General features: G+C 68.7%; 17 protein-coding genes. 7 read left to right on the top strand and 10 right to left on the bottom strand.

Annotated features, from left to right (window positions below; genetic code table 11):
* Positions 1–393: 393 nt before the first annotated feature.
* From ABT085_RS01490 to ABT085_RS01475, 4 genes are read left to right on the top strand one after another with little or no spacing between them, the layout of a single operon-like run.
* Positions 394–1,194 carry an ABC transporter permease gene (locus ABT085_RS01490; protein WP_351600405.1) on the top strand — a complete coding sequence of 267 codons (801 nt, stop codon included), beginning with the start codon at positions 394–396 and terminating at the stop codon, positions 1,192–1,194.
* Between the two features lie 49 nt (positions 1,195–1,243).
* Entirely contained in the window at positions 1,244–2,008 is a 765-nt protein-coding gene (locus ABT085_RS01485) for an ABC transporter permease (protein ID WP_351600403.1), read from the top strand.
* Positions 2,009–2,043: 35 nt separating this feature from the next.
* Entirely contained in the window at positions 2,044–3,192 is a 1,149-nt protein-coding gene (locus ABT085_RS01480; protein WP_351600401.1) for an ABC transporter ATP-binding protein, read from the top strand.
* Positions 3,193–3,225: 33 nt separating this feature from the next.
* Positions 3,226–4,068 (top strand): DUF1707 SHOCT-like domain-containing protein, encoded by an 843-nt coding sequence (locus tag ABT085_RS01475; RefSeq protein ID WP_351600340.1) that lies wholly within the window; start codon positions 3,226–3,228, stop codon positions 4,066–4,068.
* A gap of 101 nt (positions 4,069–4,169) precedes the next feature.
* Here ABT085_RS01475 and ABT085_RS01470 read toward each other — a convergent pair whose 3' ends face one another.
* On the bottom strand, positions 4,170–5,516 hold the full coding sequence (locus ABT085_RS01470; RefSeq protein ID WP_351600339.1) for an SGNH/GDSL hydrolase family protein: 1,347 nt from the start codon (positions 5,514–5,516) through the stop codon (positions 4,170–4,172).
* A 253-nt stretch (positions 5,517–5,769) separates the two neighbouring features.
* Here ABT085_RS01470 and ABT085_RS01465 point away from each other — a divergent pair, with 253 nt between their 5' ends.
* Positions 5,770–7,113 (top strand): DUF445 domain-containing protein, encoded by a 1,344-nt coding sequence (locus ABT085_RS01465; RefSeq protein WP_351600337.1) that lies wholly within the window; start codon positions 5,770–5,772, stop codon positions 7,111–7,113.
* 84 nt (positions 7,114–7,197) lie between these two features.
* On the opposite strand, the gene ABT085_RS01460 is transcribed toward ABT085_RS01465, so the two are convergent.
* From ABT085_RS01460 to ABT085_RS01440, 5 genes are all read right to left on the bottom strand, one after another.
* The gene (locus tag ABT085_RS01460) at positions 7,198–7,707 is read right to left on the bottom strand and encodes a levansucrase (protein ID WP_351600335.1); all 510 of its coding nucleotides are present in this window, start codon (positions 7,705–7,707) and stop codon (positions 7,198–7,200) included.
* A gap of 110 nt (positions 7,708–7,817) precedes the next feature.
* Positions 7,818–8,267: a DUF2269 family protein gene (locus ABT085_RS01455; RefSeq protein ID WP_351600333.1), complete on the bottom strand. Its 450-nt coding sequence runs from the start codon at positions 8,265–8,267 to the stop codon at positions 7,818–7,820.
* A 171-nt stretch (positions 8,268–8,438) separates the two neighbouring features.
* Complete coding sequence (locus ABT085_RS01450; protein ID WP_351600332.1) at positions 8,439–8,741, bottom strand: hypothetical protein; 303 nt, start codon at positions 8,739–8,741, stop codon at positions 8,439–8,441.
* Between the two features lie 94 nt (positions 8,742–8,835).
* Positions 8,836–9,033, bottom strand: coding sequence for a DUF397 domain-containing protein (locus tag ABT085_RS01445; RefSeq protein ID WP_351600330.1), 198 nt, complete (start codon positions 9,031–9,033; stop codon positions 8,836–8,838).
* Positions 9,034–9,879 carry a helix-turn-helix domain-containing protein gene (locus tag ABT085_RS01440; RefSeq protein ID WP_351600328.1) on the bottom strand — a complete coding sequence of 282 codons (846 nt, stop codon included), beginning with the start codon at positions 9,877–9,879 and terminating at the stop codon, positions 9,034–9,036.
* Between the two features lie 218 nt (positions 9,880–10,097).
* Between ABT085_RS01440 and ABT085_RS01435 the strand changes: the two genes are divergently transcribed.
* Positions 10,098–10,736, top strand: coding sequence for an ATP-binding protein (locus tag ABT085_RS01435; RefSeq protein WP_351600326.1), 639 nt, complete (start codon positions 10,098–10,100; stop codon positions 10,734–10,736).
* 11 nt (positions 10,737–10,747) lie between these two features.
* Here ABT085_RS01435 and ABT085_RS01430 read toward each other — a convergent pair whose 3' ends face one another.
* Entirely contained in the window at positions 10,748–11,467 is a 720-nt protein-coding gene (locus tag ABT085_RS01430) for an HNH endonuclease (protein ID WP_351600324.1), read from the bottom strand.
* A gap of 171 nt (positions 11,468–11,638) precedes the next feature.
* Between ABT085_RS01430 and ABT085_RS01425 the strand changes: the two genes are divergently transcribed.
* A complete protein-coding gene (locus tag ABT085_RS01425) occupies positions 11,639–12,772 on the top strand; it encodes a DNA cytosine methyltransferase (RefSeq protein ID WP_351600322.1) in 1,134 nt (377 codons plus the stop codon).
* Positions 12,773–12,857: 85 nt separating this feature from the next.
* Here the strand turns inward: ABT085_RS01425 and ABT085_RS01420 are convergent, their stop codons facing one another.
* From ABT085_RS01420 to ABT085_RS01410, 3 genes are all read right to left on the bottom strand, one after another.
* On the bottom strand, positions 12,858–13,376 hold the full coding sequence (locus ABT085_RS01420; protein ID WP_351600320.1) for a very short patch repair endonuclease: 519 nt from the start codon (positions 13,374–13,376) through the stop codon (positions 12,858–12,860).
* A gap of 154 nt (positions 13,377–13,530) precedes the next feature.
* Complete coding sequence (locus ABT085_RS01415) at positions 13,531–14,580, bottom strand: NaeI family type II restriction endonuclease (protein ID WP_351600318.1); 1,050 nt, start codon at positions 14,578–14,580, stop codon at positions 13,531–13,533.
* A gap of 71 nt (positions 14,581–14,651) precedes the next feature.
* Positions 14,652–17,564: a Z1 domain-containing protein gene (locus ABT085_RS01410; protein ID WP_351600399.1), complete on the bottom strand. Its 2,913-nt coding sequence runs from the start codon at positions 17,562–17,564 to the stop codon at positions 14,652–14,654.
* Positions 17,565–17,646: the final 82 nt, after the last annotated feature.

Below are 17,646 nucleotides of genomic sequence, written 5' to 3'. Positions count from 1 at the left end.
CTCGGTGGTTCCGGTGGCCGGGGCGACCCGGCCGGACGTGGCGTCCGCGCCGGTCCCGGCGGCCCGCTGGTTCCCGGCGACCTCGCCCGCGCCGCCGTCCCGGCCGCCGCGGTCGCGCGGCTCGTCGGCCGTCTGTGGTGCGCTCCGGGCCGGGCCCTCGGTCGGCTGCTGCGGCTGCGGCTCGTCGCTCATGTCGTGCACGGACTCCTGTTTCGCGTCGTACGTTCCCGTACGCCCTCGTACGCCTTCTCTGCCCCCAGTTAAAGACTGTCGCACCAAGCGTTTCGTTCCCGAAAATCGGCACGCGTTCCGCCGGAAATTGCGTGGTGTGCCGGGTCACACACGCAGTAGGCTCCTGCGCTTCGGTGCCGGGCGGACCTGGAGGGCGTGGACGTGGGTGCGGGACGGTTGTACGGGGCCGTCGCGGCGGGGGGATTCCGACGGTACGCGACGTACCGGGTGGCCACGGCCGCGGGAGTCTTCACGAACACTGTTTTCGGCCTGATCCTGGTCTACACATATCTGGCACTGTGGGACGAGAAACCGCACCTGGGCGGCTACGACCAGGCACAGGCGGTGACCTACGTGTGGCTGGGACAGGCCTTGCTGTCGACGCTCGCCCTGGGCGGCGGCGGGGTCGAGACGGAGTTGATGGAGCGCATCCGCACGGGGGACATCGCGATCGACCTGTACCGGCCCGCCGATCTCCAACTGTGGTGGCTGTCCGCCGACTTGGGCCGGGCCCTGTTCCAGCTGCTGGGGCGGGGCGTGGTGCCCTTCGTGTTCGGCGCGCTGTTCTTCCCGACCGCGCTGCCCCAGGACCCGCTGACCTGGGCTGCCTTCCTGGCCGCGGTGGTGCTGGCGATGGTGGTCGGCTTCGGGGTGCGCTTCCTGGTGGCGCTGAGCGCGTTCTGGCTGATGGACGGCACGGGCGCGCAGCAGATGTCGTGGATCGTGGGGTTCTTCTGCTCGGGGATGATCGTCCCGCTCAACGTGTTCCCGGGCGAACTGGGCGACGTCGTACGGATGTTGCCGTGGTCGGCGCTGCTCCAGGCGCCGGCCGACGTGCTGCTGGGCGAGGCCGGACCGTGGTCCACGTACGCCTTCCAGGCGGGCTGGGCGGTGGTGCTGCTGGGGGCTGGGCGGCTGTTGCAGTCGGCGGCGACGCGGCGGGTGGTGGTGCAGGGTGGCTGAGCCCGGGCGGTTCACGGAGGGCCTGCGGGCGTACCGGCTGATCGCCGGGATGTGGATCCGCTCCACGATGGCCTACCGGGCGTCCTTCGTCATGACGACGTTCGGGAACTTCGCGGCGACCGCGCTGGACTTCGTGGCGATCCTGCTGATGTTCTCCCGGGTGGACGCGCTCGGCGGCTGGTCGCTGCCGGAGGTCGCGTTCCTCTACGGCCTGTCCGGGATGGCGTTCGGGCTGGCCGATCTGGCGATCGGGTCGATGGACCGGCTGGGCAGCCGGGTGCGGGACGGGACGCTGGACACCCTGCTGGTGCGGCCGGTGCCGGTGCTCGCACAGGTGGCCGCCGACCGGTTCGGGCTGCGCAGACTGGGCCGGGTGGTACAGGGGGCGCTGGTGCTGGGTTACGCGCTGGCGTCGCTCGACATCGACTGGACCCCGGCCAGGGTGCTGCTGATGCCGTGGATGGTGGTGAGCGGCTGCGGGATCTTCTGCGCGGTGTTCGTCGCGGGCGCGGCCTTCCAGTTCGTGGCGCAGGACGCCTCGGAGGTGCAGAACGCTTTCACGTACGGCGGTACGACGCTGCTTCAGTATCCGCCGACCGTCTTCGCCCAGGACCTGGTGCGGGGGGTGACGTTCGTGCTGCCGCTGGCCTTCGTGAACTGGCTGCCGGCGAGCTATGTGCTGGGGCGGCCGCTGCCGCTGGGGCTGCCCGGCTGGGTGGCGTTCGCCGGTCCCGCGGCGGCGGTGGCCTGCTGCGCGCTGGCGGGCCTGGCCTGGCGGACGGGGCTGCGGGCCTATCGGAGTACGGGAAGTTAGGAGAGACCCGGGGCATGGACGGTACGGACGACGGCATGAGCGATACGGGCGACGTGAGCACCGCCTTCTCCGAGGGCGGTGCTCTGGGCGAGGGCGGCGCTCTCATCGAACTCGACCGGGTCGAGAAGGTCTTCTCCGTGCGCAGGAAGACCGGCTTCCTGCGGCGGGAGTCGCGCCAGGTGCGGGCGGTGGACTCGATCTCCTTCACGGTGGCGCGGGGGGAGATGGTGGGCTACATCGGTCCGAACGGCGCCGGGAAGTCGACCACGATCAAGATGCTGACCGGCATCCTGACGCCCAGCGGCGGCCGGCTGCGGGTCGCGGGCATCGACCCGTCCCGTGAGCGCGCGCGGCTGGCCCGGCGGATCGGGGTGGTGTTCGGGCAGCGGACGACGCTGTGGTGGGATCTGCCGCTGATCGACTCGTACCGGTTGATACACCGTATGTACCGCATCCCGGACGGCCGCTACCGGGAGAACCTCGACCGGTGCGTGGAACTGCTCGAACTCGGCGACCTGCTGGACGTCCCGGTACGGCAGCTGTCGCTGGGGCAGCGGATGCGCGGTGACATCGCGGCGGCCCTGCTGCACGATCCGGAGGTGCTGTACCTCGACGAGCCGACCATCGGCCTGGACGTGATCTCCAAGGCCAGGGTGCGGGAGTTCCTGCGCGAGCTGAACGCCGAGCGCGGCACGACGGTGCTGCTGACCACGCACGACCTCCAGGACATCGAGCAGTTGTGCTCACGCGTGATGGTGATCGACCACGGGCGGCTGGTCTACGACGGTGCGCTGGCGGGGCTGCACGAGGTGGGGGAGAGCGAGCGGACGCTGGTGGTGGACCTGGAGCGGGAGGTGCCGCCGGTCGAGGTGCCCGGGGCGCGGGTGGTGAAGGTGGAGGGGCCGCGGCAGTGGCTGGCCTTCCCTGCGACTGCTTCGGCGGCGCCCCTGGTGGCGCGGATCGCGGCGTCGTACCCGCTGGTCGATCTGTCGGTCCGGGAGCCGGACATCGAGGCGGTGATCGCCAAGATGCTGTGGTCGACGGACGCGACGGGTGCGACGAACGCGACGGACGCGACGGACGCGACGGACACAGCGGGTACGACGGAGACGACGGAGACCGCGTCGGGGGTGGAGCCGGGGGAGGGGACCCTCGACCCTCCGTCGGAGCGGGCCACCGCGTAGTGCCGGGAGCCGGGAACTCGTAGGCTGTCAGGCATGACCGACGATGCCCCGGAGCTGCGTGCCTCCGACGCCGATCGTGAGCGAGTCGCCGAGGTCCTGCGGGACGCCGTCGCCGAAGGCCGCCTCGACATGGAGGAGTTCGAGGAGCGGCTGGAGGCGACGTACAAGGCGCGGACGTACGGCGAACTGGCCCCGATCACCCGCGACCTGCCGTCGGCCGGAGTCACGCCGCCCACCATCTCCCTGATCAAGGAGCCCGAGGGCGACGGGAGTTGGGCGGGGCGGATCGTCGGCGGCGAGGGCTCGTCGCCGTGGGCCGTCGCCGTGATGTCCGGCTTCCAGCGCAAGGGGCGCTGGACGATGCCGAAGCGGTTCAACTGCTTCGCCTTCTGGGGCGGCGGGGAGATCGACCTGCGCGAGGCGAACTTCGCCGACCGCGAGGTGGAGATCAACTGCGTTGCGATCATGGGCGGGTTGAACGTCATCGTGCCGCCCGGCGTCGAGGTCGTCGTGCGTGGCATCGGCATCATGGGCGGCTTCGACCACACCCAGGCGGGCGTGCCGGGTGACCCGGGGGCGCCGAGGGTGATCGTGAGCGGCTTCGCCTTCTGGGGCGGGGTGGGTGTCGAGCGCAAGGTGACACGGGCCGAGCGGCTGCGCCTGAAGGAGGAGCGGCGGCAGGAGAAGCTGGACCGCAAGGCGGCACTGCGGGACCTGCACTCGACCTTCCGCGACGAGGTGGAGGGCGCGCACCGCAAGATGCTGGACTCCCACCGCGACCTGCGGCGGGCGCACCACGAGGAGCGCCGGGAGGCCCAGCGCGAACGCCGTGAGGCCCGCCGCGAGGAGCGGCACCGGCGGCGCTACGACGACTGAGCGGTCCCCGCTGCCCGGGGCCGGCGGGGCCATACCCGGGCCGCTCGGCCCTGCTTGCCGGATGTGCGCCGGATGTCCGGCGGCCGCCGGCGCTTTGCCGGTCACAGCCGCGCCGGAGCCGACCCCTTCAGATCGTCCAGGTCGAGCGCCCCGGCCATGGCCCGGTAGCCCTTGTCGCTGGGGTGGAGATGGTCGCCGGAGTCGTAGTCGGGGCGGAACGCGCGGGGGTTGTACGGGTCGCGCAGCGCCTCGTCGAAGTCGACGACCGCGTCGTACACTTTCCCGGCCCGGATCCCGGAGTTGACCTCCTGGCGGACCTCCTCGCGGACGCCGGTGTAGCGGGGGTGCCCCTGGAAGGGCATCAGCGTCGCGCCGACGACCTTGATCCCGCGGGCGTGCGCCTGCCGTACCAGCTCGCGCAGGCCGTCGAGGATCGCCTCGGGGTCGGCACGCTGCTCGTTGCGCAGGATGTCGTTGACGCCGAGGTCGATGACGACGACCTTGACGTTCGGGCGGGCCAGTACGTCCCTGGCGAAGCGCTTCAGGCCGCTGGTGTTGCCGGCGGGGTTGCCCGGCCCCCCGTCCACGAGGACGCGGTTGCCACTGATGCCCGCGTTGACCACGCTGTAGCGGGGCACGTCCGTACCCGGGCCGAGGGCCGTCCGCAGCCGGTCCGAAAGGGCGTCCGGCCAGCGGCGGTCGGCGTTCTCGGTGGAGGTGACGCCGTCGGTCAGCGAGTCGCCGAGGGCGACGACGGTGCCGTCGGCCTCGTTGCTCAGCACGTCCAGGGCGGTCAGATAGCGCCAGTGGTCGTCGTGCTGCCCGTACGGCGTCCCCGTCGCGTCCTGCGTGTGGTCTCCGTCGGCCGCGTAACTGATCTGGCGGGCCTCCTCGTGGAAGGTGACCGGGCCCGAGGAGGCGGGGGAGTAGGTGCTGACGAGGACGTCGCCGCCGCGCGGGACGGGCAGGGCCACGGCGTCGCTGACCCGCTGGCCGCCCGCCGGTACGACGACCGACGCGGCGCCGCCGAAGGTGAGCCGGCGCATGGTGCCGGTGGCCGCGGCGGCGGTGTCCGCTCCGGCGGCGACGGCGATCGAGGCGTGGGTGACGGTCAGCGGCCGGGTGCCGTAGAGGTTGGACAGGGTGATGCGGGCACTCGTCCCGGAGACGCCCGCGTGCACGACGTTGCGTATCGAGCGGCCCGCCGTGCCGTTCGTCTCCGTGTCCGGTTCGGCGCCGGACGGGGAGGCGGACCAGGCGCCGACCCAGACGCCCGTGGAGGCGGGGACGGCGTCGGCGCGGCCGGGGGAGCCGCCGTTCTTCGCGCCGGTGCGGTCGTCGCCGACCGAGGCGTCCACGTACGAGACGCCCACGTATATGGCGGCGGACAGAGCCACGATGAGGGCCATGATCGCGGACAGCAGGGCACAACCGTGACGCCTGGTCATGCGGCGCGGGTCTCCTCGGGCATGGGAGCCCGGGGCTCCGCTGTGATCGGCTCATGACGAACGGAGAGGTCCGGCGCGCTTCGAGCTTTCTCGAGCCTTCTCGGGTCTTTTTGAACCCTCTCGAGCCTTCTCGAAGTTTCCTCGAACCTTCCTCGAACACGAACGTCGGGAACTCTTGTTCCGTTCCAGGAGTCCGTCACTGAGGGGCGAGGAAGGGACAATAGGTCCGAGGGGTAGCGAACGGGTGGAGTGGATGAACGTCACGAACCAGGGCGAAGTAGACGAAGTAACCAGAGGGACCGAAGCGGGGGCGCCCGCCGCGAGCCGGCGCACGATGACCACCTTCAGCCCCGCCGACGAGGAGAAGCGGCGCGGGGTGCGCCGGATGAAACTCACCGCGACCGGTCTGCTGCTCCTCGTGGCCCTCGTCTACGTCCTCGCCACCTGGGCCCGGCACTCCGGCGCCGGGGCCTGGACGGCGTACGTCGCCGCGGCCGCCGAGGCCGGCATGGTCGGCGCGCTCGCCGACTGGTTCGCGGTCACCGCCCTGTTCCGCCATCCCCTCGGCCTGCCCATCCCGCACACCGCGATCATCCCCAACAAGAAGGACCAGCTGGGCGTCTCCCTCGGGGAGTTCGTCGGGGAGAACTTCCTCTCCGAGGACGTCGTACGACAGCGGCTGCGCGCCGTGGGCATCGGTAGCCGCCTCGGCACCTGGCTGGCGGAGCCCGAGCACGCCGACCGGGTGACGGCCGAACTGGCCACCGCCCTGCGCGGCGCGCTGACCGTGCTGCACGACTCCGACGTCCAGGCGGTGGTCAGCGAGGCGATCACCCGCCGCGCCGATGCCCAGGAGATCGCGCCCGGCATCGGGAAACTGCTGGAGCGGATCGTCGGCGACGGCGCTCACCGCCGGGCGGTGGACCTCGTCGTGGCCCGCGCGCACGACTGGCTGGTGCTGCACGGCGACTCCGTGATGGACGCGGTGCAGGGCGGCGCGCCCGGCTGGACCCCGCGGTTCGTGGACCGGAAGGTCGGCGAGCGCGTCTACAAGGAGCTGATGCGCTTCATCACCGAGATGCGCGACATGCCCTCCCACCCGGCCCGCGGCGCCCTGGACCGCTTCCTCACCGACTTCGCCACCGACCTCCAGTCCGACACCGACACCCGCGCGCGGGTCGAACGGCTCAAGGGCGAGGTGCTGGGCCGCGGCGAGGTCCAGGACCTGATCGCGTCCGCGTGGACGGCCGTACGGTCCATGATCGTGGCGGCGGCGGAGGACGAGCGCAGCGAGCTGCGGCTGCGGGTACGGGCCTCGCTGCTGACGCTGGGCGCCCGGATGGCCCATGAGCCGAAGGTGCAGGAGAAGGTCGACAGCTGGGTGGAGGGCGCGGCGGTGCACGTCGTGACGACGTACCGCAAGGAGATCACCTCCCTGATCACGGACACCGTCGCGGGCTGGGACGCCCGCCACACCACGAAGAAGATCGAGGCCCACATCGGCCGCGACCTCCAGTTCATCCGGATCAACGGCACGGTGGTCGGCTCCCTGGCGGGCCTGGCGATCTACACACTGTCCCGGGCGCTCGGGGCGTAGCCGGCCGGGCCGGTGTGAGGGCGAAGGGTGTGGAGGTCCGGTCCCCTCGTCCTCACCGGCCATGGAGGTGCGGCTGCGCCGTCCTCACTGGCCGTGGAAGTACAGTGCGCCCTTCTCGTTGAAGTACGAGGCGTAGACGCGCCCGAGGACCGGCTTGCCGCGGTACATCCCCACGTACCGGCGGGAACTGTCGACCACGACGGGCCGCGTCATGCAGGCGAACCTGACCCGCTGCTGCGCCTCCGCCCACTGCACGGCGGCCGGATCGACCCGGTCGCTGACCAGGAGCGGGAAGGCGCCGATGCCGGTCTGCATGCCGACCGGCAGACCGCCCTTGGTGTCCTTGGCGTACCGCATCACATGGTCGGTGAAGTCCGAGATGACCGGCACGGTTATCTCCGGGACGGCGGCGGCCACCGTGAACAGATGCAGCCGCGTCGCCATCCAGCGCATCCGGAACTCGGCCCGCCGCCCGACGAGCACGGACACCCCGGCCCAGTCCTCCCACCGCGTCGTGCATCCGTCCGCGGTCAACTGTCTCTCCACGAAAGCCAGATAGGCACCCGGTGCCGATTGTTCCTGCTGTGCGTTCATGGGCGGGATCCTAGGACGCCGTTTCCGGCCGCGGGAAGTGGGCCCGGGGGTGCGCCCGGCGTCCCCGGAAGGCGGGGGAGCGGGTGCGGGCGACAGGGTCCAGGCCTGGCCTAGACCCCTGTGGTGGACCCCGGCCGGACGATCATCAGCACGGTCACGGCCGCCCAGAGCAGATTGAACATCCCGGTGAACATGGCGAGCCGCACGGTCGCCTCGGCCGTCCCGCCCCGTTCGGCGAGCGCCTCCTGCCGGGGCAGCACCAGCACGGCCAGCACGATCGCGGCCAGCGCGGTCAGCACGATGGAGGCGATCAGCCAGCCGTCGCCGAGCACACCCATGTTGCTCGCCGTGGCGAACCCGAACACGGGGACGACGACGCCTACGACGGCGTACACCCGGCAGATCCGGTGCAGCAGCCGTACGGTCTCCACCGCCCGCGGATCGTCCGGCGCGGCCAGCGCCCGGCGCGCGGCGGGCGGGAACATGCTGGCGGCGACGGTGACGGGCCCGATCGCGACGATCGCGGCAAGGACATGGACGGCGAGCAGGAACTTGTTCACGACCCGACGGTAGGCGGCGCCCCGCCGGCACAGAAGTGGCAGGAGTGCCATAGATCAACGGATTCTTGCCAGCACCTGCCGCACGGCCGCCGAGGCGAGGACGGCCCGCGGCCGCTCCCGGTGCCGTTGTCGTGCTTGTGGGTCACGCGGTGCCGTTGTCGTGGTTGTGGGTCACGCCTGCCGGTCGGCGACGGCCCAGGACGCCAGGGCGACGGCCCCCGCCACCCCGAACACGGCGGGCCAGGCGCCCACCTTCTTGGCCAGCGGGTGGGACCCGGCGAACGCGGCGACGTACGCGGCGCTCAGCGCACCCGCGGCCGCCCCGCCGGCCTGCTCCCGCCACTGCCGGGCGGCCGCGACCCCGGCCACGGCCAGCACGGCCCCACCGAGCTGCCGCTTCTTCGTCCACCGGGCCACCCCGTACCCACCGATGAGCCCACCCGCAGCCACGACAGCACTGGGAACCTTCGCCATGATTACCTCCTCATTTGTCCCCTGAGGCTAACGCCCGGGCTCAGCGCGACGGAGTTGCCCCCTGATGCGGGGCTCGGCCACATGGCCAGCGGTACTACCTCGCCGGTGCAGCAAGGAACTTGCTCCACGCAGCCGCTGATACGGCGACCACGGGGCCGCTTGGCCGCTTGGAATCCCGCACAAGGACGCCGGTCGGCCCGAACGCGGCCTCCACGCATTCGGTGGCGTTGCCGCCGCTGTACGTCGACTTGAACCAGACGGGTTCAGAAACGGGCTCAGGACTGGCCGGCATTCACAGCTCCCTGCGAGCGCGATGGATCATGGCGGAGGAGGCCTCCATGTCCAACGCTTGCGCCTGGAGGTACTCGAACGCAAGTCTGTATCGGCTTAGCTCCTCGTCCTTCTCCAGGAAGAGCGAGCCGGTGTGGAAGTCGACGTACACCACATCTAGGGCCGGTTCAGTGCCGCCGATGGTGACGAAGCTCCCCAGCGCGGCGGCGTGAGCGCCCTTCGCGAAGGGCAGCACCTGAAGTGTGATGTGCGGGGACTCGTTCGCTTCGACCAAGCGATCGAGTTGCTCCTGCATGATCCGGGGCGACCCCACGACGCGGCGGATCACGGATTCGTCGAGGATCGCCCACAAGCGGAGAGGCTTCGGCCGGTCGAGAATCTGCTGCCGCTTCATGCGAATGTCGACCAGACGCTCGATTTCCGCTGGCGCCAAAGGGACTTCATTGGCCTTCTGTAGCGCCGTGCTGTACGCGCGTGTCTGAAGGAGACCGGGGACGTAGACACAGGCGAAATGACTCTCGCGTACGGCTTCGTCCTCAAGCGTGAGCAGCAGGTTCATGCTCTCCGGGATGGAGTCAGCGAAGGAGCTCCACCAGCCTTGCTGCTTCGCATCCCTAGCCAGTCCGACAATGGCCGTGCGTTCGGCCTCTGTTGCCCCGTACTCCCGACACAGGGCGTCGACAACAAGCCACTTGACCGGCCCCGCCTGAGTTTCGTATCGGCTGACCGTCGCTTTCGAGACGCCGACAAGCTGCCCGGCCTCGTCAAGGGTCAGACCCGCGCGAGCGCGCAATTTGCGCATCATCGAGCCTAGTTGCCGACGCCGGGTGGTGATCCGTTCGGGCATGCGGCTCCTTTGCCATGGCCGGGCAACGGGCCCGGAGGTTCCCGTCAGGCTAGGCAGCACATGCGCGGCTTCACTACCAGATTCACCCGATAGATTCCGATGAGAAGTTACACAGGGAGAGTTCTCTATGCCATGCTCATCCACGGATCGCTACGCAGTGCAGTCGTACGGATACGGCAGGTGCAGCATGTGCGTGGTGCGGGAGGGAGGAGCGGCCTATGTCCGGCTGCGAAATCACTGAACCTCGACCTCGACTCCGTTGTGTCCTGCCCTTTGAGGCGGCGCCGGCGGAAGTGCGTTTGCTTCGGAGAGCCGCGGCGGCACAGCTGAGCCGATGGGGTGTGCCCGTTGCCGCTGGCGAAGCGGAACTGCTCGTCACTGAGCTGGCGACGAACGTCGTCAAGCACGTTGGCGAGGGCTCATCGGCCACTCTGGTCCTGGAATGGCGCGGGGAGCGGCTGCGTCTCGAAGTGCATGACAAGAGCCGGGCTGTGCCGTCACCCGGCGCCCTCGACAGTGACGCGGAGTGCGGCCGTGGTCTGCACATGCTCGCGGCGCTGGCGGTTGACTGGTGCACTGTGCTGACCGCGATGGGCAAGGCGGTCTGGTGCGAGATCTCGATCGGCTCAGACCGGACGTGTCGGCGCATCGAGCGGGCCGTCACGGCACTGGAGGGCTATCGAGGGGTCAGCTGTGCTGCTTCGCTGCGCGTGAACGGGCGGGATCTCGGGCTTGAGGAAACTGCCGTGGAACTTATCGCCGATCTGCTCCACTGGACTGCCACCCGCGGCCTCGACCCGGACGACGTCCTAGACCGGGCGCAGATGCACTACGAAGCTGAGGCGGACGCGGCCTAGTGGGACGGCATTCAACCGGACGTCCGCATCTGCCTTCGAAGGTCGGCGGGCGTGCGCCAGGATTCTCCGAGGAAGCTCCTGTGGCACATGCGATGGCAGTTCGCGCACAGCAGGGCAAGATCCTTGATCCGGGTGTCCGTCACGCCCGATATGTGGAGAGGCAGCCTGTGGTGGACCTCGATGTACCCGTCCCCCAGCTCGCCATAGGCGGCGGTGAAGTCGAACGAACACACCTCGCAGTGCAGAGTGCCACCCTCCGCCAGGGCCGCCCGGATCTTCCGGTCGCGCAGGGGCCTGCTCCGCTCGCGGTGGAGAGCCCAGCGCGTGAGAAGTCGCCCCTCGCGCGCAGCGTCCGCCTCGCCTTCCTGGGCGGGTATGCCAATCGTCTCGGTGGACGCCAAACCCGCGCGCAGAGCCCGGGCGGCAGCGAGCATCTCGGCGGGACGGTCTGTGAAGTCGGCCACCACCTCGCTGGTCAGCCGGCCGCCCTTCATAGGGGCCCCGCCGTATTCAGCCCTGGCTGTCACGATGTTGCCCGTCTTCAGGCTGACGCTGCCCGGGGAGCGGAACTTCGGATCGGCCGCCGCGCCATCGTGCAGCGGGAGCTGCCTGAGGAGCCGGGACAGGTCCTGCACCTGCTGGTCGGCTGTCCGCAGCTCGCGCCATCCGTTTTCGGCAACGAGCGCGCAAGCCAGCAGCAGCTCGTCACGTGTCCAGTCGATTCTCGCCACGCCGGTATCGTACAAGCATTCGAAACGATCGCGCTGCTGGTGACCGAGGTGAGGCAGAGGATGCCGCACACTGGTGTGTGCCGCCGTGTCGAGTCGCAATGTCAGTGGGTCGTGTCACCCTCTGTGATGGCTGCCGTAGGCGTCACTGGTATTCGTGCAAGAGGAGGGGCCATGACCGGGACTGACCGGGGCTACACGTCGATCGAGATCTGCGCCGGCGCCGGCGGGCAGGCGATCGGCCTGCACGAGGCCGGTTTCCGGCACCTCGCCCTCATCGAAATCGACAAGTACGCGGCAGCCACCCTGGACGAGAACATCAAGGTGCACCCGAAGTGGGACTGGGAGCGCGATAACTGCGATGTCCTCTGCCAGGACGTGACGGAGTTCGACCCTGCGCGTGATTTGGTGAGGAGTGCCGGTTTCTACAAGCGGGGTGAGGTCGACCTGCTTGCTGGAGGCGTGCCCTGCCCCCCCTTCTCTCACGCCGGCAAGCAGCTCGGCGAGGATGATGAGCGTGACCTCTTCCCGCGCATCCTGGAACTGGCCGAACTCATCCGCCCACGCGCTGTGATGATCGAGAACGTTCGCGGACTCATGGACCCCAAGTTCGACGACTACAGGTCGCGGATCCGGGCGAGCCTGGAGGAAATGGAGCCTGATGAGGACGGGCGCCCGGGCTACGAAGTCGTGGGGTGGGACGTCTACGAAGCCGCAGAGTTCGGTGTTCCGCAGCTTCGGCCCCGGTCCATCCTCGTCGCCTTTCGGAAAGACGTGCTCAAGGACCTGAAGTACGAGGCTCCCACGCCCAGTGCTGAGACGGTATCGGTCTATGCGGCGCTTAAGGACTCGATGCATGATCGCATCGCACCATTCCTGACGGGGGCTGAAGCCGTCCAAGCGCAGAAGGTCTTTGACGATTGGGCAAAGGACGCCGATAAGGGTGTAGCCCCCACGCTCGTTGGTGGTTCCAAGAAGCATGGAGGCGCCGACCTCGGTCCCAGCCGGGCTAAGAAGGCGTGGGCGAATCTGGGCGTCTCGGGCATGGGCGTGGCCAACGCGCCAGCGAAGAAGGGGCAGAAGACCGGCACTGAGGACCGCGATCTCTTCCGTGAGGGCGGGCCCATGCTGACAGTTCCGCAGGCAGCCATCATTCAAGGTTTCCCGCCGTACTGGGAATTCTCGGGTGGTAAAACGGCTCAGTACCGGCAGGTCGGCAACGCGTTTCCCCCACCCGTGGCAAGGGCAATCGGCGAATCGATCATGGGAGTTCTCGAGGCGGACCGTAATCGCGCCGCCAGGCAGTGATTGAGGGCGGCTGACGAGCGGGAGCGCACCTGACGCCCCCGAAGTCAGCCGCCCTTTCGCGGAGCTCGGCTGTCCAGGTGTGAACTCAAAACGGCATTTCTTTAGTAGTGGTGCCCGCCTTTCCGGTGGCCGGTACCGGGCGTCTTGGTAGCACCGCCTGGCAGATTGTCTTACTGGATTCCTCCGCTGACTCGTGCTCCCAGAAGCGAAGGACAAGCCAGCCGGCTGCTCGCAGGCGCTCGTCCGTGTCGCGGTCACGGGTGACGTTCCGGGCCACCTTGTCCGACCAGTAGCCGGGGTTGGTTTTAGGAGAGACGTAATGCTCGGGGCAGCCGTGCCAGTAGCACCCGTCAATGAAGACGGCGACTTTGGCGGGCCGGAACACCATGTCGGCGGTACGGCGCAGGTCCGAGAGCGGCCGGGCCGCCACGCGGTACCGCAGCCCTTGGGCGTGCACCAGTCGGCGGACAAGCCGCTCCGGAGTAGTGTCCCGGCTCCGGATCGCCTGCATGTTGCGTCGGCGTGCCGCTGACGAAGCCCAGGAGCCCTCGGGTGGCACCCAGGTGGTTCTCGACGGATCTGGTTCTGAACTGGGAGTTGTCATCTACGGTGATCCACCAGTCGGAATGATGATCGCAAACGGCCTGCTTCGTGACGGCTGCATCCGCCGTGATGAGGATGCCAGCCCCTCTCAGCGTCGGCCGGCCGGGTGCTGGCGCTGCGGACTCGCTTGATCCCGGCTGCACCCATGCATGGCCTTACAGGGTTTCAATTAGATCATCATTTGCGAGGTGAGACGTAGGCGCCTGCTCCTTGCTCGGCAATTTAGGTGCCGTCTCCCACGGGTCGGAAGGGCTTGCGATGGTCCACAATTCCCCTTCGATCTCTGTGACCTTGGAGCCGTCATCGTCAGGCCGGGCGCGGCGAACTCGGTGGGCGACAAATTCCCCGCTCCTTGGCACTTCTCCGCCCAGCTCTTCTGCGATTTTCTGGTGCAGCTTGGACTGACCTAGGATGATGATGCCGTCCGGACGGAGCTTGGTCCGTGCCCGATTCCTGCTGCTCTTGTCTTCCCGCACACGAGCCATGTAATCGCGCTGCTTACCCAGGGTGCGTATGACCTCGCGGTCAATTGCCACATTGTGGATACGGCTGAAGAGCGCGTTGACCCTTGCCTGTCCGGAATCCAGTCTTCCCTCAGGAGGGTTCAAGATGGAAGCGCGCACATCGGCGGGCAGGTGCAGGAGCAAGTTCTCCCTCAGGGGTTTGTCGTGCCAAAGCCATCTGACAAGCCCGTGATGCTCCCGGGTGAGGCGGAACTTGCCGTCACGGTTCCCCTTCTTGGTCATGCCCTCCGACATGGTGAGCGCAGAGCGGTCGGCCCGAAACAGACCGGCGCCCCAAAGACTTTGATGGTCGTCAGCCCATACCACCAGGCAGACTTCACCTAGAGCTTCCGGAGGGATCATCCAGCCGTAGCGTTTCTGGGAGAACTTACAGTCCACCTCCACGCCTTCGATGAGATAGTCCATGTGGATGGTGCTGTCCTCCGCATGGGAGGCGAACTTGAACTCCCGCTGAAGGTTGATCTCTACGAGAGTTCCAGCATGGGTCTTCTCAGTTTTGTGCAAGTCGCGCCAGTCGAACCGTCCGGTGTGCTCTCCGTCCAGTAGCTGGTCGATGGTCTCTCGTAGGACCCTGCCGAAGACGGCGCCGTCCGGGTCCAGTTGGAGCAGGTGACGGCGGACTTTCTCCAGCTCGGGGTCTTCGCTGTCGGCAGCTGCGAAGTCGTAGTCGAACAGCGTCACGGAATCCCCAGATCGTCAGTGTTCGTACTCGGTCATGGTGAGTGATCCGCCGCGTGCGGAGCCCTCGTGCCTCAGTCCGCGTTGACGATAACCGCGTCCGGACGAGTGGAGTCCTTGGTCTGGAAGCGCACGAGCTCTTTCTTTGTATCGATGGCTGCCTTTGGTGGAATCACGGTGAACGCCATGATGACGCGGTCAGTTGCCGCAGTGCCCGTCGTGGCGACGGCTTTGACCTCATCGTCCTGGGCGGCTTCTACGACGGGATACAGGAGCACTACGCCTCGCGTCGCTCCGAGCGCGGGGAAGCTGTCTCCCGTGGAGGCCAAGTCAGGGTGTTCGATCAACTGCTGCGCGAACAGACGGTGTTCCAGGCCCGAGATACGACCGAAGGACTGCTTTCCAGACTGGCGGCTCCGGCGGAACAGGGAGAACGGGCCCTGGCCCAGCACGGTCGCCTCGATGCGGTTGCGCTGGGTTCGCTGCGGAGCGATGACCAGCCAGTCGTCCACCTTGGCCAGGCGGCCGTCAAGCTGGGACAAGTAGGTCAGGTGCGGGGCGAGAACGTTGCCGTCCTCCCACTCCAGCGAGCTCAGAACGGAGAGGAGCTGCGCGTGCGGGATGACCGCGGTTGCCGCCTGGAAGCTGCGGGGCAGGGGCGAAGTCCCGTCCGGCCGCAGAACGCAGGTTGCTGAGGTACCGCTGAGAGCACCGAGGACGGACTTCCAGCGCTCGGTGTTGCGCGAGGTCAGCGCAGCGTCCTGCGGGTACGCGGCCGGCTCGATTGGCTTGCCCGGCGACCGCACCTCCACCAGTTCCGCGTTGAACATCTTGTTCCGGGCCGACGGCTTCACCCATGGCAGGTGCTGGGCCACCAGGGGCGGGATCTGGGCGGGGGTGACCTGGGGGCGGCCGTCCACCAGCGGGGCGTAGCGGGCGAGCTCGGCGCGGAAGAGTTCCTCGTCCCGGCAGATCGCCTCGAAGGCCTCGTACAGGTCGACGGTCTTGGCGCTGCGGCCCTTGCCGAGGGTCTCCTCGCGGCCGATGTAGAGCCGCACCAGGTCCCGGTAGCCGGGGCGGAAGCCGAACCAGCGGCCCATCTGCATCAGCGTGTCGGCCTGCTGGGTCGTACGGCGGTAGTAGGTGATGGTCAGACCCTCGACCGTGAAGCCCCGGGACAGCTTGGTGCCGCCGACGAGGATCTTCCAGACATGCGGGGTGCGGTCGAAGTCGAGGTCGGGCTGGGTGTAGTCGCGCTCGCTCTCGCCGTTGATGACCATGACGGGGCTGCCGCCCTGGTTGATCAGGCGGCGGGCCTCGGCGACGTACGGCTTGAGGTCGGCGTACGTCGTGGGAGTGGGCAGGGAATCGTCCGCGCAGGTGCGGAAGTCCCTCTCGAAGAGGTCCGCCAGGCGGGCATGGCCCTCCGGGCCCGTGTACGCGGCGTTGTGCCACATGGTGTTGATGCGCAGGGCGAGTGCCGTGTGCTCGGCCATGCGGACCGATTCGTGCACCAGCATCGTGTGGTGCCTGAACGGGTCTGAGGGGACGCCGTGCTCGGCGCGGTAGACCTTCAGGGCGCCGGTGAGGACGAAGGCGTCCAGGGCTTCCTGGAGGCGGTCGCCCGTGGAGTCGTAGATGCCCCGTACGTGCTTCTTCTCGGCCTCGCCCTCGCCGTCGTCGACCGTGTCCAGGTCGTGGAAGTCCTGGACGCCCATGTAGTCGGTCGGGCGCGGGAGGGAGATCAGGAAGTCGCGCGGGAACAGGTCCTCCTCGTCGCCAGGGTCGATGAAGACGTTGGCGAAGGGCGTGGCCGTGTAGCCGACGTACTGGGCACGGGGCAGGAGCTTGAGCAGGGCGCTGATCTGGCCGTTGATCGCCGTGCGGGTGACCTTGCCGTCCTCCCACTTCTTCGGGTCCGTGGTGTTCACCGAGGCCTGGTCCGACTCGTCGTCGATGATCAGGGCCGGTACCTCGCCGAGGATCGGGCCGAACTTCTTGAGGTCCTTGACCAGCTTCTCCAGCACGGACTTGTTCTTCTTCACGACCATGACGCGGGCGCGGGCCGCGTGCAGGTTCGCCGGGTCGTACAGCGGACGGGTGCGGTCCGGCTTCTCGAACTCCAGGGCGCTGATGCCGCGTTCCAGGGACATGTAGTCACGGTCGCGGGAGGTGAGGCGTTCGATGTCGAAGGCGCCGAGGGCGGACGGGCGGGCACCGAACGAGACGAACTTCGCGGGCCAGTCCTCGTCGTCCTGGTAGTCGATGCCGACCAGGGCGTCCGGGTCGTCCGGGTCGGCCGAGCCCAGGATGTTCTCCTGGCCGATCAGTTCCATGTCGAGCCGGCGCTGGGTCTGGCCGCGCAGCAGGTTCAGCGTGCCGCCCAGGACGATGACCAGCCGGTAGCCCGCGTCGATGGCCTTGGCGGTGACGCCGGTGAAGTTGGCGGTCTTGCCCGACTGCACGTAGCCGACGACCAGTCCGCGCGCGCCGTAGGCGTCGCCACGGGTCGGGTCGGCGAGCCGCTCGACGACCGCGTGGGCGGCCTCGTCCAGGCCGGCGACCGCCGCGTCGGGCCAGCCCTTGCGGCGCAGCAGACGCTCGTACGAGGCCCAGTAGAAGGAGCGGTTCGCCGCCTGTTCGCGGGTGTACCAGGGCTGGAACTCGCGGCTGATGGTGACCGGGCCCGCTTCCTCGTGGACCGGTACGGCCGCGTCGAGTGCCTTGCACAGGTCCGGGCCGAACACGAGCCTGTCGTAGATCTCGGCACGGCGCTCGGGGGTGCGGGGAGCCGTGGCCGACCAGGTGGGGGACTGCTCGAAGTCCCAGGCGGTGAGCTTGCGGTGCCAGAGGGCGAGAAGGTCGTCGCCGGGGGCCGCGGCCAGGATGCGGGCCCGGAAGTGGTTCTCGTCCGTGTCCTGCGGCTCGTCGGCGTCGGAGAGTACGAAGGCGAGTTTGGCGAAGGGCTTGGGGCCGCGCCTGCTCATCGCGTCGAGGACCTCGCCGTGCAGGTCGGTGAGGTGGTCGGGAAGAGGTGTGGTCTCGGCGGTCACAGCGGCGGGGCGGCCT

Origin of the sequence: Streptomyces sp. NPDC002265 (assembly GCF_040296125.1) — a bacterium.
Classification (GTDB): domain Bacteria; phylum Actinomycetota; class Actinomycetes; order Streptomycetales; family Streptomycetaceae; genus Streptomyces.
This window is presented reverse-complemented; position numbering and strand designations above follow the sequence as displayed.

Coding starts and splice junctions, on each gene's coding strand:
- ABT085_RS01485 (WP_351600403.1), top strand. CDS start 1,244: ATGTGGATCCGCTCCACGATGGCCTACCGGGCGTCCTTCGTCATGACG.
- ABT085_RS01480 (WP_351600401.1), top strand. CDS start 2,044: ATGAGCGATACGGGCGACGTGAGCACCGCCTTCTCCGAGGGCGGTGCT.
- ABT085_RS01475 (WP_351600340.1), top strand. CDS start 3,226: ATGACCGACGATGCCCCGGAGCTGCGTGCCTCCGACGCCGATCGTGAG.
- ABT085_RS01470 (WP_351600339.1), bottom strand. CDS start 5,516: ATGACCAGGCGTCACGGTTGTGCCCTGCTGTCCGCGATCATGGCCCTC.
- ABT085_RS01465 (WP_351600337.1), top strand. CDS start 5,770: ATGAACGTCACGAACCAGGGCGAAGTAGACGAAGTAACCAGAGGGACC.
- ABT085_RS01460 (WP_351600335.1), bottom strand. CDS start 7,707: ATGAACGCACAGCAGGAACAATCGGCACCGGGTGCCTATCTGGCTTTC.
- ABT085_RS01450 (WP_351600332.1), bottom strand. CDS start 8,741: ATGGCGAAGGTTCCCAGTGCTGTCGTGGCTGCGGGTGGGCTCATCGGT.
- ABT085_RS01445 (WP_351600330.1), bottom strand. CDS start 9,033: ATGCCGGCCAGTCCTGAGCCCGTTTCTGAACCCGTCTGGTTCAAGTCG.
- ABT085_RS01440 (WP_351600328.1), bottom strand. CDS start 9,879: ATGCCCGAACGGATCACCACCCGGCGTCGGCAACTAGGCTCGATGATG.
- ABT085_RS01435 (WP_351600326.1), top strand. CDS start 10,098: ATGTCCGGCTGCGAAATCACTGAACCTCGACCTCGACTCCGTTGTGTC.
- ABT085_RS01425 (WP_351600322.1), top strand. CDS start 11,639: ATGACCGGGACTGACCGGGGCTACACGTCGATCGAGATCTGCGCCGGC.
- ABT085_RS01420 (WP_351600320.1), bottom strand. CDS start 13,376: ATGACAACTCCCAGTTCAGAACCAGATCCGTCGAGAACCACCTGGGTG.
- ABT085_RS01410 (WP_351600399.1), bottom strand. CDS start 17,564: ATGAGCAGGCGCGGCCCCAAGCCCTTCGCCAAACTCGCCTTCGTACTC.